This is a genomic window from Candidatus Ichthyocystis sparus, from assembly GCF_900078745.1.
Lineage (GTDB): Bacteria > Pseudomonadota > Gammaproteobacteria > Burkholderiales > 2013Ark19i > Ichthyocystis > Ichthyocystis sparus.
The window spans coordinates 1-17,341 of record NZ_FKII01000043.1 but is presented as its reverse complement, the minus strand read 5'-3'; the positions used below and the strand labels follow the sequence as shown (position 1 = coordinate 17,341).

10 protein-coding genes are annotated in these 17,341 nt (G+C 36.5%); all 10 read left to right on the top strand.

The genetic code is table 11. The annotated features are described in order from the left end of the window. Nucleotides 1–852: 852 nt before the first annotated feature. Nucleotides 853–1,221: a hypothetical protein gene (locus A6733_RS01145; RefSeq protein WP_092402899.1), complete on the top strand. Its 369-nt coding sequence runs from the start codon at nucleotides 853–855 to the stop codon at nucleotides 1,219–1,221. A 265-nt stretch (nucleotides 1,222–1,486) separates the two neighbouring features. Next, entirely contained in the window at nucleotides 1,487–2,164 is a 678-nt protein-coding gene (locus A6733_RS01140; protein ID WP_092460261.1) for a hypothetical protein, read from the top strand. Nucleotides 2,165–2,753: 589 nt separating this feature from the next. Then, on the top strand, nucleotides 2,754–2,888 hold the full coding sequence (locus tag A6733_RS09600) for a hypothetical protein (protein WP_278183864.1): 135 nt from the start codon (nucleotides 2,754–2,756) through the stop codon (nucleotides 2,886–2,888). 475 nt (nucleotides 2,889–3,363) lie between these two features. Next, a complete protein-coding gene (locus A6733_RS01135; RefSeq protein WP_092402903.1) occupies nucleotides 3,364–4,074 on the top strand; it encodes a hypothetical protein in 711 nt (236 codons plus the stop codon). A gap of 1,899 nt (nucleotides 4,075–5,973) precedes the next feature. Continuing rightward, nucleotides 5,974–6,684 carry a hypothetical protein gene (locus A6733_RS01125; RefSeq protein ID WP_092460257.1) on the top strand — a complete coding sequence of 237 codons (711 nt, stop codon included), beginning with the start codon at nucleotides 5,974–5,976 and terminating at the stop codon, nucleotides 6,682–6,684. 1,115 nt (nucleotides 6,685–7,799) lie between these two features. Next, a complete protein-coding gene (locus tag A6733_RS01120) occupies nucleotides 7,800–8,447 on the top strand; it encodes a hypothetical protein (RefSeq protein ID WP_092411627.1) in 648 nt (215 codons plus the stop codon). A gap of 2,741 nt (nucleotides 8,448–11,188) precedes the next feature. Then, on the top strand, nucleotides 11,189–11,356 hold the full coding sequence (locus tag A6733_RS08760; RefSeq protein WP_176696751.1) for a hypothetical protein: 168 nt from the start codon (nucleotides 11,189–11,191) through the stop codon (nucleotides 11,354–11,356). Continuing rightward, nucleotides 11,356–11,880 (top strand): hypothetical protein, encoded by a 525-nt coding sequence (locus A6733_RS01115; RefSeq protein WP_092460255.1) that lies wholly within the window; start codon nucleotides 11,356–11,358, stop codon nucleotides 11,878–11,880. The genes A6733_RS08760 and A6733_RS01115 overlap by 1 nt, the downstream gene beginning before the upstream one ends. A 2,057-nt stretch (nucleotides 11,881–13,937) precedes the next feature. After that, on the top strand, nucleotides 13,938–14,558 hold the full coding sequence (locus A6733_RS01110; RefSeq protein ID WP_092460253.1) for a hypothetical protein: 621 nt from the start codon (nucleotides 13,938–13,940) through the stop codon (nucleotides 14,556–14,558). A 1,360-nt stretch (nucleotides 14,559–15,918) separates the two neighbouring features. Beyond that, nucleotides 15,919–16,626 carry a hypothetical protein gene (locus tag A6733_RS01105; protein ID WP_092411287.1) on the top strand — a complete coding sequence of 236 codons (708 nt, stop codon included), beginning with the start codon at nucleotides 15,919–15,921 and terminating at the stop codon, nucleotides 16,624–16,626. The last annotated feature ends 715 nt before the right edge of the window (nucleotides 16,627–17,341 follow it).

The window sequence follows — 17,341 nt, the reverse complement described above, 5'->3', positions numbered from 1 at the left end:
TCCACGCAAAGTAATTGCTTGCAGTAATTAGCTCAAACGGACCTCTCACAATATTAAAGTCTATTCGTGATGATAAGGAACAAATGATAACTCTTTTTTTGCTATCCTATTTTTACTATCTCTAAATATTTAATTAAGATCGGCGATTAATCATTGACTAGATTTATCAATTATAAACTAAATCAATATCAAATAAGCACGTCAACAATACATACCTCTAACCAACACTGCATACACTGTCTGAAGCAATGGAAGCTAACGTATAACTCTTTGTCTCAGTGATTACATCACAACAGCTCCCACATCGAAACAACACAAGCCTAACAAGAAAAGAATGCTTGGGATATGGTGTTATAAATATATTAATTATTAACATCCTAGTCACACTTACTGACATCTAAAATATCAGCACATAATAACAAACTTATTTTTGTGTGTATGCATTATATTATTAATGCCAAACTAAATTAAAAGCACTAAGTATAGCATTTTACCATTCTTAGTTATTTATATGGTATAACTGAATTACGCTAAAGCTAAAAAAAGAATCGCTAATAGTTATAACTACTCATCTTTCGTGAATTCAAAGTACTGTCGCATAATATGTAAAGCATTACACTATTGACTATAAAAGTATTAAGAAATTGCATATGCCAAATACCATTTATTTGTGTAAATTTTTTTGTATATGTTAGTATTCGCGCATGTACACACGTACAAAATTAATATGTGAGGGCCGGTATAGTACAAAAAACACTGAATGTTTTACATACCATGAAATTAAATTGAGATTACAACCTTTACAAACAAGCTCACAACGACTATAAATATGTCCATGGTAACATCAATATTGTGGGATCGCGTTTGATAATAAACATTGGTACTGCCGGTGATACTTATAGCTATGATTTGCAACAAAAAGCTTTCGAGTCATCTTCTATTCTTGATGCTGATAACAGCACTTATGTATACGACACTGCTACCTCACCGCAAGACGAGATCAGAGTTTATACGGGAACGTTTATGGTAGTAGCGGCCATAATTGCTACTCTCATAATTTTAAAATTAACGGCAATCTTCCTGTCGCCTAGGAACGATAGGATAGCGGCAGAAGTGCTGGAAATGGACATGATTCCTGTCAATGCGCAAGCTGATAATGAACGGCAACTCCCCGACCTTATTCCTCAATATCAGTTGCCGGATATCATTAGTCAGGCATAGCCAAGGTATAAAAAGGTCAAAATCATCACAATTGCAGAACCTCCTAAATCTTGCTAATTCTATATCCATCTAATTAAGGTTTGTTTAGTTCAATATATCTCTTAGAATGAGTAATATGTAACATGCATGTATTTGTTAAATAAATTACCTTCTCCCTTATAATTTGTGTGTCTGTCGATCTTGATCAACTGGAACTAGGTATGCCATTAACCAGATAGCATAAAAATACAATGCAATAAATAATAAACAAACGGAGATGTACAGCATGAATCACGGGATATCAGGCTCTGCAGGTGTTAACCTTTCATCGGTTGATGATTGCAGTGATACAAAAAATGACAATAATAATCATCCTAATATAGAAAAGGATGGTAAGAGGCATCAGTCATCTTCAGTTTTATCCCGCGCCTCAAGTTCTTCATTGTCGCTAATCTCGCTTTCGGCGATATCTATGCTAACATTGCTATCCGGTGTTGAGGGATATTCTACTGATCAAACGAGTAACGCTACTATCGTAACAACTGGTGCTGCTACATCAACTGAATCTACATCGACAATAGCTACTACTACCTCCCATGCTTACGATGGATCTCTTACCGTAGGTGCTATATTGGCCGTAATAATGATAGCAATAGTAATTTTATTCTTTGGCATTACATGTAAGACTCTAATAACGCAGGCGGCAAGAAGAATAGGAATAATAGATGTTGCTGAACGACAAAGACGAGGGGGAGTGGACATCGGCGCTCATATTGGTGGAGATGTTTTTGGTAACGGGAATGCTATGATGGGCAATCGTGACCCGGACGATAACCCAGGTGAAATAATGGAACTTAATGAAGCTCAGTGGGGGTGGGGCTATGTTCCAGGAGAAATAATACCCATGATTATGATGGGTGGTGCTCGAGGAGATGAAGAGGAGGAGGCGGAGGATGCCGTGTGATAATACCGTATTTATAATAATGCAACTCGGAGGACCTTTGCGAAAATTAAGTTATAAGTAAGACACATAGATAATTTTCATGACAATGCTGTATGTGCTCTACGAATATACTGGCAATTAATAAAATGTTTAGTTCATTGCTTTATATCTGAATTGTGAGAGGTTACGGTAATTATTGAGAGGGTGTTTGGCGTGCGCACGGAGACGGTTCGGTTATACGAAACAAAGAAAGGACAGCGGTCGTCTATCTAGAATTACAGCTGCTTGTGTTATATTTCTATAGCTTATGACCGTGCTTTGGCTAACAGTACTCGTGGTTATCATCACAATCGTATTATTGTGGACATTTGTGGCTTATGCAATACCTGTAAGATAAGATCTATCTTCCCTATCTTCCTTATGTGCGTTAGTATTTGTTCACGTACACGCATACTAAATTAGTAGTGCGGGAATTAGTGTAGTGCAAAATACACTGAAATCTTTTACATGCCATAAAATTAAATTGAGACCACAACCTTTACAATAACCTTACAAACAAACTCACAACAACTATGAATAGTTAACATCAAAGCTATAAGAATCACATTTGGTGATAAACATTTGTACTGCTGGTGATGATTATGATTTGCAACAAAAGACTTTTCAATCATCTTCTATTCTTGATGCTGATAATAGCACTTATGTATACGGCACTGCCACCTCGCCACAAGATAAGAGTTTATAGTAGTAGTAGCCATAATTTGTTACTCTCACAATTTTAAAATTAACAGGCGATCTTCCCATAGCCCAGGAACAGTAGGCTAGCGGCAAAAGTGCTGAAAATGGACATGATTCCTGTCAATACGCAGGATGATAATAAACGGCAACCCCCACCTTGTTACTCAAGCTCGGTTGCCGGATATCATTAGTCAAGAGTAGCCAAAGTATAAAAAAGTAAAAATCATCACAATTACAGACCCTACTCTATCTTGCTAATACTATATCCATCTAATTAAGGTTTATTTATTTCAATATATCCCTCAAAATGTGTATAGTATATAACATGCATGTTTTTGTTAAATAAATTTAACTTTCCGCCAGTGTGTGTCAAGATATCTCTTGATCAACTGGAGCTGGGTATGCCCGTAAGTAGGTAGTGTAGAAATATGATATGGTGCGATAATAATAGACAAACTAATAGACAAACGGAGACGTAAATAATGGACTACAAGATATCAGGTTATGCAGGTGTTGACAGTTCATCAGTTGATGATTGCAGCGATATAAAAAATGACAATAATGATCCTGATAAAGGGGAAGACGGTGGAGGGCATCTCTCACCTCCAGTTTCAATATCCAGCACCTCAATTTCGTCCTTATCGCTGTTTTCGCTTTCAGCACTATCTTTGTTAACATTGCTATCCGGTGTTGATGGATCATCTACTGATCAGACTAGTAGCGCTACTGTGGCGATAACGGGTGCTGCCGCATCACCATCCACATCAACAGTAACCACCACTACTGCCTCTCATACTGATGAGTCTCTTGCCGTGGGTGCAATATTGGCCGTGATAGTAATAGCAACAGTAATTTTGTTCTTGGGTGTTACATGTGGCACTTTCATAAGGCGGGCAGTAAGAATGATAGGAGGAGGAGTAGATATTGGACAGCAAAGACGAGAGGAGATGCGTCAGTTAGTGCATATTGGTGGAGCTGCCTTAGGTAATGGGCATATTGGTGGTGAAGAAGCTGCCTTAGGCAATGGACATGCCATTGTAGGTGCTCGTGACCCAGGTGATCTACCAGGTGAAATAGTGGAGCTTCGTGAAGCTCGGTGGGGGTGGGGGCATATCCCAGGAATAATAATCCCCGTGGTTATCATGGATGGTGCTCAAGAAAGTGTGGAGGAAGGAACAGAGGACGACGTGTAGTTATGCATTCATCGAGTTAGGTTATAAGTGATAGACGCCATAAAGGATTTGCATGGCAGTTCTTGTGTAGTCTACGAACACACTGGGCGGTTAATAAAATGAATGTTAGGTTTATTAATTGATATCTGAATTGTAGAAGATTGCATCAATTATTGTGAGAATGTTGGCGTACGCACGGAAAAGGTTCGGTTATAAGAAACAAAGAGTACAGCAACCGCCCATCTAAAATTACAGCTCGCTTGTGTTCTATTTCTATATTTCAATTCATCACCTGCTATGCTTCTATGTCTTTAGATTTGGATATCTATTCTGGCAGAGGAGAGGCGCCTGATTGAAGATTAAAGTGGTCGAAGATGACATCACTGAGCCACTACTGTAGGACTCGCTATATCTATTTTGTACAAACAACAGCTCCTCTCTAACTAATATTGATAATCTTGGTGCTACTGCTTTGGTGTTAATAGCTGCGATATTAATACCAATGGTGCAAATAAAAGAAGTAAGTATAACAATCATTGTTACATAAGTTGATCGTCTTCATGGTAATCGTCGTAGTTGTGTTGTAATGAACGAAAGTATTAGTTATGGGTGGCCGTGCTCTAGAAAGTAGTAAAGGTAAAATAATAATGATTGCCTAAAATCAATCGTTGTGAGATAGCACAATTACCACAGGGAAACAGTGCCCATGATTATTATGTGATACCAATCTTCAAAAATATCAAAAAAATTCAGAACAGAAAAATCAAGACACTGACAGATCAAATCAAGAAAAAAAATGATAAGAAAAAAGAAAACTCCGCGCGACCTCTTGCTTATTATAGGAAACAATCAACGGCAAATAGGATGATGAACGTGATCCTCTTTCCATTATAGTAAAAAAATATTAATGCACTACCATATCTAATTCCACCCTATAAATCAATTTATTCTTTACAACTCAATCACTCTCGTACGTGTGCGAGGTGCAATAACTAATGCAGGAGCAAGAATCTGTCTAGCACAGCAATATTCTGTTTCTAATAAACCTACTAAATACTAATAGTCTCAATAAAAATCAAATAAACAAGACTCATAAGGCATAAATTGCAACAACAAATCATCGTACTGCACACGATACAATACCGAAATTTTATCTATTACAACCACCACTTGTAGCATAGACCTTGCATTTTGCGTATATCATAGGACTAATAAAAGCTATACATCATGAGACATTGTACAGGTCAGCATAAACACTAAGCAACCTAGTTTACAGAAATAGGTTTCCATTTTCGTGCAACCTCACAACTTGCATACTTAACATATCCACATTGGTAAATCCACATTGGTAAATCGCATTTATTTTCCCAAATGAAAAATACACAAATCGTATCATCAATTACACATGGCACTACATATTATGCTATCACGCGTATTATCACTCAAAGCACAACAATAGTTCCATTATACCGTGAACGCATCACTATCAATTGTATTATAAATAATCATTAAGTAGTGTAGAGTAAGCATACTTTACTTGCTGTACTTTACATGTATAAAACAATAAATAACTACTTTATTATATTCAACTTCCTTATAATCAACTTCCTTGTATCATTGATCATTATACTCACGTTATATGTCAAGTATATAGCCAAAGCATAAGCTAATATTATAAAGCTCTTCTCGCTATGTGATACATTTTGTTGTCTTACCACATATAAGGCGTAAAGTACGCAAAGTACACTCAACCAACTACCAATATCTGCAGGTGCGTCATCAAAAAATGGAATTATAAAATGTGATATATAATATATAATATTTTTATGTGTTTGTTAGTATGGTGTCGTTGGCTGCTCTGTGGTGGATAATAAATATACCACCCGCTAATAAATATACAACGCACACAAGGATAACCGTATGCTTTCTACGTCCACAGATAACACCTTAGGATATGAACACGATTTATTATCATCAATTGACGACTGTGTTGACCATAATGTTAATGTCAGCGATGCTTGTGGTGACACCGATGTTTCTTTTGAGATAGATTCACAATCACTGGGACAAATAGGACGATCATCTTCATCCGGAGCTTCGGCGTTATCCGGTGCACCTGTATCATTGTTATTTGCACTTTCTACGCTGACCATTCTTGCGGGGACATCATTGGCCGAACATACCACTCTCAGTCAAGATAATAGTATCGCGTCAACAACTAGTCCTAAAACGACGACAACTACTTTGCCGTACTATACAGGTAACAGTACTCCTGAAGTTTCTGAAGATGCTGGTGCTATCTCGGCGTTATTCATTTCTATGGTGGTGGAACTAGCAATTATCGTATGCATAATTTTTACTTGCCACATATCGCAAAGAGCAACTAATAATCAGGGGCCTGACCTTCAACAAGGGCCTGCCTTTCAGGAGGAGGATAATGCTGGTAATCAGAGTAATGGTCATGCCATAGTTGGGCATCGTGATCCAGGTGATCACCCGGATGAAATAATGGAACTTAATGAGGCAGGGTGGGGATGGGGATATATTCCAGCAGAAGTGGTGCCTATGGTTGTTATGGGTGTGGGTGATGCTCGGGAAGGAGAAGAAGGGGAAGTGGAGGACGCCGTATAGATGCTTCTGGGTGTTGTTATTAGATCAATAATAATAGGGATCTGGGAACCGTCTGTGTCCTAGTCGGTGGATTTGTTAAAAGTAGAGTTGGTAGAGATTGAGTTCGCTATAACTCATACTGCATTATCCGCATGAAGTGTCGCATACTTCAGCCCTGGGTGTGTATGTGTTGTTGGTATGGTTTCGCACAACAATATTTTTGGGCAGTTTGCATAGGTCGGTCTGTGATACTATAAATATTGAATGTCGCATAGTGTCATACAAAAGTTAAAACCTCACACGTCTACCTGACATGTATAGTCATTACATGTATAATTTATTTATAATATATTAGAGGTTAAAGAAAAAGGAATTCAAATAGAGTGTGTATCTATGAAAAATGAATTTCTAGCTTATGTGATACTTATAAGAATAAGATCTATCCTTTAGTTTGTGTGTCGTATAAGTAATAAAGCCCCAAGAAAACACCATATGAAATAAACGATATAAGCTAATGTCTACATTTGATCAAAAAAGGTAGATAAGATGCCAATGTAAAATAAAAATCCCCCAATTTGTACTTATCTTAGTTAATAAATTTATGCCGGCTACACTTGTATAAGCGGTAAGGACTACTATCTCATACGATATTATGATCAATGCCTATCTACTTCTAACTGCACTTGAAACAAATTTATAAAGAGAAATTACCAAAATTTAAAACATATCTAAAAGATTTACTTATTGAACCGTGGTATGTTCAAATGTTTTAGAACAATGTAGGAATTAATTCTTACAGACAGAGATTTATTCACTACCTGTATATAAAAATTATAAATACTATGTGCCCATTCTCTTTATATGCAAAATTTTACTATCTTAATATATGTAAAATTTTTGTTTAACTGAGGGTATATCTATGTCTATTTGTGTCTATTTGTGTATATGAAAATTTTTCATTAAAAACGTGGGGTCGTGAATTATTAAATATTTTTAATTATTAATTTGCATACAGAATATTGGTATTCGTACACTTCAGATTAATACGCCTTAGCTAATAAGGGTAAATATCAGTGCCAGAATGAATACAATTAGTTAGTAGTGTATAATATAAATATATAAGATAGGACGAGAACATGGAGCCTAAAATTGGTGTTGTGGGAGCTGAGTGTGTTTGTTGTTCGGATGATGATGAGGGTAGTTACGTAGTAAATAATTCTGTTCGAAGAGAGCAACCTGTAGCTCTCCAACAAAGATTTTCTGCCGGTTCGTTTGCGCCTTCATTGCTTGTCCTTTCAACAATGGCGGTCTCTACACTCTCCTCGGCAGAAGGTGTTTCAACAACAAACAGTCAAACTAGTAGCAACAACACTACACCGGCTACTAGCGTAACAAGTACTGGAGGCTATACCAGTGTTAACTCTCGAGAATATACACTGAATGTAGTATTAGGAGTAGTATGGTCTATTGCATTCTTGTTGTTGGTTTTTGCTGCAGTAGTATCTCTAAGAGAATGCAGAGCAAGGTTAGCAAGGAATGAAGAAGAAGATGCGGCTGACGATCCTCAAGAAGATAATGCTCAACAAGTAATGCCTGATGATCATGCTCCTAATGGTCGAGCTGTAGTTGGTCATCGCGACCCCGGTGATCACCAAGGTGAAATAATAGAGCTTCGTGAGGTACAGTGGGGGTGGGGATATATTCCAGGAGAAGTAGTTCCTATGGTTATTATGGGTGCTGCCCCAGAAGTGGTAGCGGAAGAGGAAGAAGAAGACGCCGTGTGAGTACTTTGGGCGTTATAAATATAACATTTTATCAAAATCAACAGCAGCCAACCTAGCTTGTCAGTAAAAAAGCACCACCGTACTACACAAACCCATCCTGTACATTCTTTTGCAGTTGTCTGCAGTGCGGTTACTGATTGTCATAATCAAATAGTAGAAGTCAGAATGGGTAGTTTATGTTCTATCACGTAAAGTTAATAGAAATTGAGACGATTTATAAATACTTTACAACTTTATACACTAACGCCGAAGATTAATTTCGATAAAAATTACATACACTAATTATATACATTACCTTCATAGAGGGCACGTATACCATCCCTTGATATGTGTATACTGTAAGTATGAGCCTGTGCAATAACTAAATTTGCACGAAAATGTTATGGAACAGGTCGCATGAACCGTGTTATGTAACACTATCAATACCGTAAAATGTCGTACAATAACTAAAATCTAGCATATGTAATTTCTTTATCTTTTAAAAATAGAAAGTACAAATCATGCTTACTAATGACAAATATGGGGCAATACTGGAAATGATAATACTCTCAACAATCAATGATATACCATTAGTAAATAATCTCATTAAAACTAACATTTCAAGTACGCAAGACCATATAAATAATAATTATCACCATTTTACTGTTGCAGTGTGCACATCATCATTAGCATGCCGCTAAATGCCATAAATCAAGTATTGGTATGGCCGTAAACTATGGAAATAAAAGACATAATTTCACCATTACTCTTGTATGCATATAACTTTATTTTCTTACTAGATCTTACTGGATGCAAATGTTTTATTTTAATTAATCAAACAATCAGCATATCTAAAAATTTTCTATCAAAAACATGAAATTGTGAATTAAGTGATATTTGATCGTTAATTTATATATCATGATGTTTGGGGATACAGTAAGCAAGAGCAAACAGCACTGTTTTGTAACATATTATAATAATTAGGTTAGGTCATGAGACCTGTAATTAGCATTTTAAAGAATGATTATGCTTGTCTTCAGATGATTAATATGATTCTACAGCAGACAATTTAAGACAGGAAGAACAAAATCTGACTCATCAAGCAAGATCATATGTCTCTTCATTTATGTCATCATTACTGCGCCTTCTGCACTAGCACCCTCTGCAGCCTCATTATCCGGAGGTACAGGTAGAAAAAATCAAATCGCTAGTGGTGGCGCGCACTACACTGGCAAATGCTACAATAAGAAGTGTTACTACACTCGGCAGTATTAACACATACCATCCGTAGGAATGAGCATATCACTGCATTTAGGACAACAATTATACTACTGCTAAAAATTGTTGAAGTGATTTGTTTGTTTTTGCTGATAAGAATTATGTTAAGGAGAACACTCCCAAATAATCAAGTAGATGCTGCTAAACAGTAGCTATCAACTTGATCGTCCAAATGAAATGATTGAACCACGTGAAGTTCAGTTGGAGAATATATTAGTCTAAATGCATGAAGCGCGGTGCGAATATTCCTCATAAGAAATGATACACCCGGCCACTGTAAATTGTACCGAAAGGGAATAAAAAAGCAAGAAAAGAAGAGAGAAAATGGTAGGTATTAAAATTAAAATTTGTGTGATCTAATGTGTGCGTGGTAAGTCTTAGTCTGCATTATATTTATATCCATTAACAAACAAGCATTTCAGCATTTGACCAATGTTTGTCTTTAAATACATCTCGTTAAGTGTCGCTCGAACACCATAAAGTAGGTAAATAATAACTAGTATAGCTTGTGACAACATTATCTAGACGATATATGAACTCACTTATATATCATAAAACAAATACCATCAATATAGAAAACCTCCATCCATAAGAAAGAACCCCAAAAATAGTACAAACCACCACGATAATATTTTGAGATATTTTGGCATTATATGAAACAACTTCTATAATCAAACAACTTCTACAATCACTAGATTTATAATACTAGAAACTTCAAGATACAATGTGTATTTTTATGCAATCCAACCGCATTCAAACATAAATTAGTTGAAGATATAAACTACACGTGTAATAAAAAAATGCGTGTACTATAAATTGTATTAATAATGCAAATATCGTTACCAAATAACGCCAGGATTAACAAAAAAATACAATCCACAGTGGTAAGTAATAAATTATAATGGAAGCAAGCTACTACCATACCCATACATGTCATACATATTGTTGATAAAACAGAAAGCCAATGATGCCTAAAAAATATTACATGTGAAACACAATATGTTTATGCTTCACATGATGTATATATGTATTTAAATTTATATGAAGTATCATACTAGCAAGCACTATTTTTACTCATTGCTAGCATATAATTTCTTTGGCAATAATTATAAGTACACTAAAAGATATCATAAAATAGATATGACTACCATTTACATCTATGAATACAGTAACCACAATATAATACGCTCGCTCTATTTTGTATAAAAAAATATATCTAGTTGGGTCTAGTTAGGTTTAGGTTTAGTTCAATTAATCAAACATTATTAGTCTATGTGTATGAAAAATTTTACAAAAAATATGCTTAAATGTGGTTCATGGTTAAATACGGTTCATGGTCGAATGCAGTTTACGATTGTTTGGTCGTTGGTTTGAATGCCTCTGGATGGGCGCCACGGAAGTACAAGGGTGAATAATGACGGTAGCGCAGTCGTGGTCAAATACTGGTTAGTGTCGCAAGTATAATGATAATGAGGAGGTAGATTATGAGATATGGGACTGGTGTTTCTAGGGTCAAATATTCATCAGAGGGTGCAAATGGCTCTGAGGAGGGTAATGATTCGGAACTGGAGGAAAACAAAGCCGGGGGAAGGGGCTCTTATCAATTCTGGATCCTAGGGGCCGAAAATCGTTATCCTCTGGTCCTTCTTTAGTGCCTTCGATTTATGTGACAGCGCTGTGTGCACTCTCCTTGGCAAGTAGTGTTTCAGCGGAAGTTGGCAACGCTACTCTTGCTGCCGGAAACACTACGCTTCCTACTGCTACTAAAGAAATGGTTATCATGAATACTCATACGGTCTCGCCTAGAAACGATGAATTTAACGTTGATGGTATCATACCCGGAGTAGCCGGAGTGGCGTTGTTGTGTGCGGCGATAGCATTTGCGTCTTGCTTTGCATATTACATTACGGGACATTATCTAGAGATATGTAGGATGAGGTTGGCTGGACCAGAAAACAATGATCAAGAAGGTAATAATCATCAGCAAGAAATTCCCAACGGACATGCTTTAGTAGGACAACGTGATCCTGATGATAACCAGGGTGAGATAATGGAAATTCATGAAGCTCGAAGGGAAGATGTTCAAGAAGAAGCGATTCCTATGGTTGCAATGGGTGTTGTGGGCAACGCCGCCCCTCAAGAGATGGGAGAAGGAGAAGAAGAGGATCATGTATGATGGTATCAATATTATAAGATAGAAGAAAAGTTCCAAGTACGTATTTTACCACGGGTATACATAGCTTTTAGTAAGTATTAGTTCTGTGGCACGGTGTGCGGGCTGGTTCTCAGTGTCTGCTTGGTTTTTACTAAGATGCAGATCAAACACCGCAAGAACACAAGCGGTGCAGTGAGCGGTGCAGTGTGTAGTAGAGTGGTTGTACAATTAAGTATCGCTTTCGGCTCTTTATTTAATACAGTGGACTCGTTACTGTCTCATGCAAAATGATTCTTACAGCACTTGTGATACTGCCGTTATTGGTGAGTTTGCTGAGTATATTAGCGTAGCGGGAGAGCTCTGTGATGATAAATACTGTAAATGAATTTCGCAATGGTTTTTCATGTGGCAGCAATTGTTGCTATATCAATCAGCCTTTTTCAATGCTCACTGGAGCATTGCACTGGAATGCTGTACAACTAGCCTTGATAGAGACTACTTTACACGCTATGCGATATGTCAGTATCTAAAACGTTGTTATCTTGTTATCTCAATATATGTGGAATTTTTTTGTAATTAACTTGAATGTATTTGAGTATCTAAAAAATTTACATCAAAAAGAAGTTGTGAATTATGTGATGTTTGTTTGTTAATTTATATATCATTATCTTTAGCAACACGGAGAGTACAATAAATATCAACTGATTGATTTCTGTATTTTATAGTATGTGATACGCAATAGTAAGAAAATGAAAGGTATAAAATAATATATGAGGCCTATCTGTGAAGCGTATCGCTAACCTAGTTTGTTGATCCATTGATAATGGAATGATGATATTTCTACGATGCTTCAACACTTGAAGGAAAATCCCATTATCAACTAGCAGTAGGGATGATCTTGCATTTCATCGCAGTCATTGCTCATGCTTTCGCGTGCTAGAGCTATCTGCGGAAATCTCATTGGTCGAAGAAGGTGTTTCATCAGGAAGCAATCAAGCCCCTAACAGCGCGCTACATCATCTTCTGTTACTGCATAAATATCTGTTCTCAGTACTTACATCCTACTTGTGGATAACAATACTAATATCAGTACATGTAATAATGCAGTGCTTATATTTGTGCGTATGTGTATCTTGGCTGTTTAGATGCCTAGTGTTTATAAAGCAATAGTACGCCTGAGGGCACCACAACAGTTGAAATAAATAGGACTTCACGAGGCACCACAGTGGAGATAGGAATATATTTAATGATAGATAAAATGCCCGTTACTATCGCGGATGATGCTCAAGGGGAAGAAGTACGTCATATACAAGTCTTGGTAGTTGTAAAATATGATATCTTACGTAGTATAGAAAAATCTCTTACTACTAGCCTGTCACTCTTAGTTTGTCAGTAAAAACAATACACATGTATTTACGCATTACGCAAATCTAACCTATCTTTACAGTCTCAGTATTGTTAGCATTATCAACAATAAAAGGTTTGTACAGAACGTCTATATTTCAGAATATTAATTTACTTACAATTTATCATCAAATTAATACAATTTATTTTAAGAAGAAAAAGCACAAATCACGCTTACCAGCAGCAAATATGAGAGTAATAATCAAAATAATAATATTCCCAACAACCAATGACGTATCGTTATAAATAATGTCATCGAAACTAATATTTGGGGCTTGCAATATTTCATAAACATAAATAATAATCACCACAATATTCTTACCGTTACAGTATGCAAATCATCATCAGCGTGCGGCCAAAAAGCATAAGGCCAACTTAAGACACAAAGCTACGCTTACTCTCTTATTGCAACGTATATGTAACTTTATATTTTTGCTATCTTACTATATGACTCACTAGATGAAAATATTTTACATTTTATCAAAAATTTCCACACATCTAAAAAATTTTCATCAAAAAAATATAAAACTGTGAATTAAATGATATTTGATCGTTGATTTATAATTATAATTCATATACCAGTGTATCACGATGTTGGGTAATGCAGTGAGCAATGATAAGCGGCGCTACTTTGTAGCGCAAAGTATTGTAATAGTTAAGAATAATGTGAGAATATGGTGCCTGTAATTAGCATTTTAAGGAATGATTGTGTTTGCTCATTAGAAAATGGAGATGATTCTACGGTGGGCAACTCAAGACAAGAAGATCAACCTCTTCTGACCCAGCAGGTAAGATCATCTTCATCTATCTGTTCGTTAGCATCGTCATTGTTTACGCTTTCTACACTAGCAATCTCTGCAGTCTCATTATCAGAGGGTGCTGAGGCAGAAAGAACCTCTAATATCACTACACCAGCCACTGTGACAACAGGAAGCGCCACCACTCTCGGTACTAACACCATCCGCAGAAATGAAAATAAAGATATTACTGCACTTAAGGTAGTAGTTATACTATTGCTGGCAATTGTTGCGATGGTTTGTGCATTTCTGCTGATAAGAGTTATATTAAGAGGAACACGTCCAAATAATCAAGTAGGTGCTGTACAACAAGAAGTTCCTAATGATAATGTTCCAGGCGGTCGTAACCAGCGTGGTCGTCCAGGTGAGATGATTGAACTGCGTGAAGTTCGGTTGGAAGATGTTCCAGAGGGAGTGATCGAACCACGTGAAGTGCAGTTGGAAGGTGTCCAAGAAGAAATAAGGCGCTTGGTTGTGAATTGCACTGAAGGAGGCTAAAAACAAGGTAAAAAGAGAGAGGATGGTAGTAGGATTGGGGTATTTTGCTAAAGTTGTAGGTACTACCACCTTAAGTAACGTTAACGCGTTAAAATGTTGCAGACATTAAAATCCTAGGTCCCTTGGTAAGTCATTGATAATGATTATTAGTAGATTCACCGCTACTGTATTTATTGGGAATACTAACACGGTACACCCGGTGTGGAGTATGTATAAAAAAATATAGTATCGCAAGTATCCCTACACTCATATATGTGTCTAAATTAAGAACTAGCTGTCAAAGATATGTAATCATGAGGTATATAGTCGTAAAATATCTAATGTGCATATACTACAATACTTATATTTACAACACCTTCGTACACAAACTAAACACGTTACATTTTATGTCATTTATGAATATAAAACATACTAACATCGTATAAAAAAATTGTTATCACATAATTACTTTATAAATAATACCTAAACACACTAAAAAATATCTAAAAACTAAAATAGTTGCCTTGCCTAAATTTTGTCTTACCTAAATTAATTTAACATGGGTAAGTATTTACGTAATAACATCTATAAGAATCAAAGCCGTATATGTGTTATTTTATTTATAAATAGCTACCACATAATAAATTCTGGCTATCACTCAACAATTGCCAAAATTACACAAAGTAAAGTACACAAACCAAATTCTTAAAAAAATAGATTCCTTATCCATATGTTACAATCGTGCTGCTACAGTAAAGCATCACAAATTAAGTATGGGTGATACAGCCCCAATTATGAATAAAAGCATAACACACTGTCTGCCCATTCTTGGCGGACAAAAAAGAAAGATACAATATTGCGTGCTATAACAATCCTACTCTCACTCATAGACCAGCGCCTATAACAACTCAAAAAGCACACGCGTTACAATAACCATCAATATTGTAATAAATGCCAGCGCATACGTTATAATACAATTGTAAATAAACATTACGCAAAAACTAAACTCTTCAAACTATGATTTTAAAAAAAAATTGACTTACCTCCGCATACCACACTCGTGTTACCACAAACGGTACGTGTATAGATATACACCATCATCTATCTCCATGAATATAATAATCACAATACCATATGCTCATTCTACCCAATTTGTATAAAAAAGTATTTGTATTTTTTTATTAAATCTTAAGTTTTTGTTTGGGTTTAATTTAATTACCCAGAAATATCTTGGTATACATATATACGTATAATCTGCATATCTATCCGTATGCCTAAAAAATTTCCAAAATATGGCACAAAATATGTAATTGATCGTGAACTACTTAATATTTAGTTGTTAATTTGCATGTGACACTACTCCTTAGTGCGATGAACGAGGATGTACGATAGTACATCACGTAGGCAATGGGCTCACATAATACAACAAGAAGAGGGTGAGATTTTGAGATCTGAGGTTAGTGTTTCTGGAACCAAGGGTTCATCAGAAGGTAATATTGACTCTGGAGTAGATGGTTTAGAACCGGGAAGAAAGGAAGAACTGGAGCTACGGTCGGCGCCATCTTCTGGTTCTTCGTCTGTGCCTTCATTGCTTTCTATTTCGGCAGCAGCTCTATCTGCTCTTTCCGTGGCAGGGGCTGCTTCTGTCGGAGACAATCAGGCTGCTAGCGGTGCCACACCGACTGCTAACATCACAGAAATGGGTACTACTACCCACGCTCCTAAAGGCAGTGGCTCGGGAGTTGTTAGCATTAGCATGTTTGATATGCTTATGGGGGTGGCATCATTTGTTGTGGTGTTAGTGCTAGCATTTTGTATAAAGGGTTGCTTTCGTCTCGCAAGACTTTTTCTAGGAATTCCTGGAGCAGGGCCAGCAAACAATCCTCAAGCAGGTGCTGCTCAACAGGGACAAGGAGTTCCAAATGGTCGTGTTTTAGTAGCAAATCGTGGTCCAGGCCGCCAGGGTGAAATAATGGAACTCCACCACCATGAAGCTCGGGAAGATCTAGAAGGAGAAGCAATTCCTATGGTTGTAATGGAAGCTCCTCAAGAGGTGGACGTAGAAGAAGAGGAAGAGGATGCTGTGTGATATAGCATATCTTGAGAAGAAAGGAGAGTTCTGGGCACGTATTACCCATGGATGCATTGCTTTTTTTTAATGTTAGTCTGTAAAACGTGTACAGAGGGTGTATCGGTGTCCGCGTTGAGTATTTTTTGCTAAGTGCCAATCAGGTAAGGTAAAAACCACATGTAATTCGTAAGTGGGATAGTTGACTGAGTGAAATTGCGGATTAAAAAGTAGCACCGTTTAGCTTCTTTGGTACAATTCACTAACCCGCTACTATACCAGACGAACGTTGCCCGTAACAATAATTATGGCATTACCATAGTTGGAGGATTATTCGCTCTCCTAATGAAAGGCTATACAGTCATAAAAACTATAAAGGACGCGGTAAATTATCACACAGCAAGCAACAATTTATACTTATACCAGCGATGTATCTTGTTTTCATTTTTAATATATCCAAAGTTTTTTTAATTAACTATGCACATCTGTATGCCTAAAAAATTCCCATTAAAGGCACTGTATTTATAGACTTGCATATATGGTAGATTGTTTAATATTTACTTGTTGAGTTACAACACACTCTGAGGTAACAAGTAGAAGAAAGAAGCAAATAATAAGTGTGGTGTAGTAAGCAAGAGTATGAAATAAAAATATAATTAGTATGATAATAAGAAGGTCGAGACTATGAGACCTAGGGCCGGTGTTTAAATTTAAAGATCTAAATGTTGTTCTTCAG

Coding starts and splice junctions, on each gene's coding strand:
- A6733_RS08760 (WP_176696751.1), top strand. CDS start 11,189: ATGAGATATGGGACTGGTGTTTCTAGGGTCAAATATTCATCAGAGGGT.
- A6733_RS01140 (WP_092460261.1), top strand. CDS start 1,487: ATGAATCACGGGATATCAGGCTCTGCAGGTGTTAACCTTTCATCGGTT.
- A6733_RS01105 (WP_092411287.1), top strand. CDS start 15,919: ATGTACGATAGTACATCACGTAGGCAATGGGCTCACATAATACAACAA.
- A6733_RS01125 (WP_092460257.1), top strand. CDS start 5,974: ATGCTTTCTACGTCCACAGATAACACCTTAGGATATGAACACGATTTA.
- A6733_RS01110 (WP_092460253.1), top strand. CDS start 13,938: ATGGTGCCTGTAATTAGCATTTTAAGGAATGATTGTGTTTGCTCATTA.
- A6733_RS01135 (WP_092402903.1), top strand. CDS start 3,364: ATGGACTACAAGATATCAGGTTATGCAGGTGTTGACAGTTCATCAGTT.
- A6733_RS01120 (WP_092411627.1), top strand. CDS start 7,800: ATGGAGCCTAAAATTGGTGTTGTGGGAGCTGAGTGTGTTTGTTGTTCG.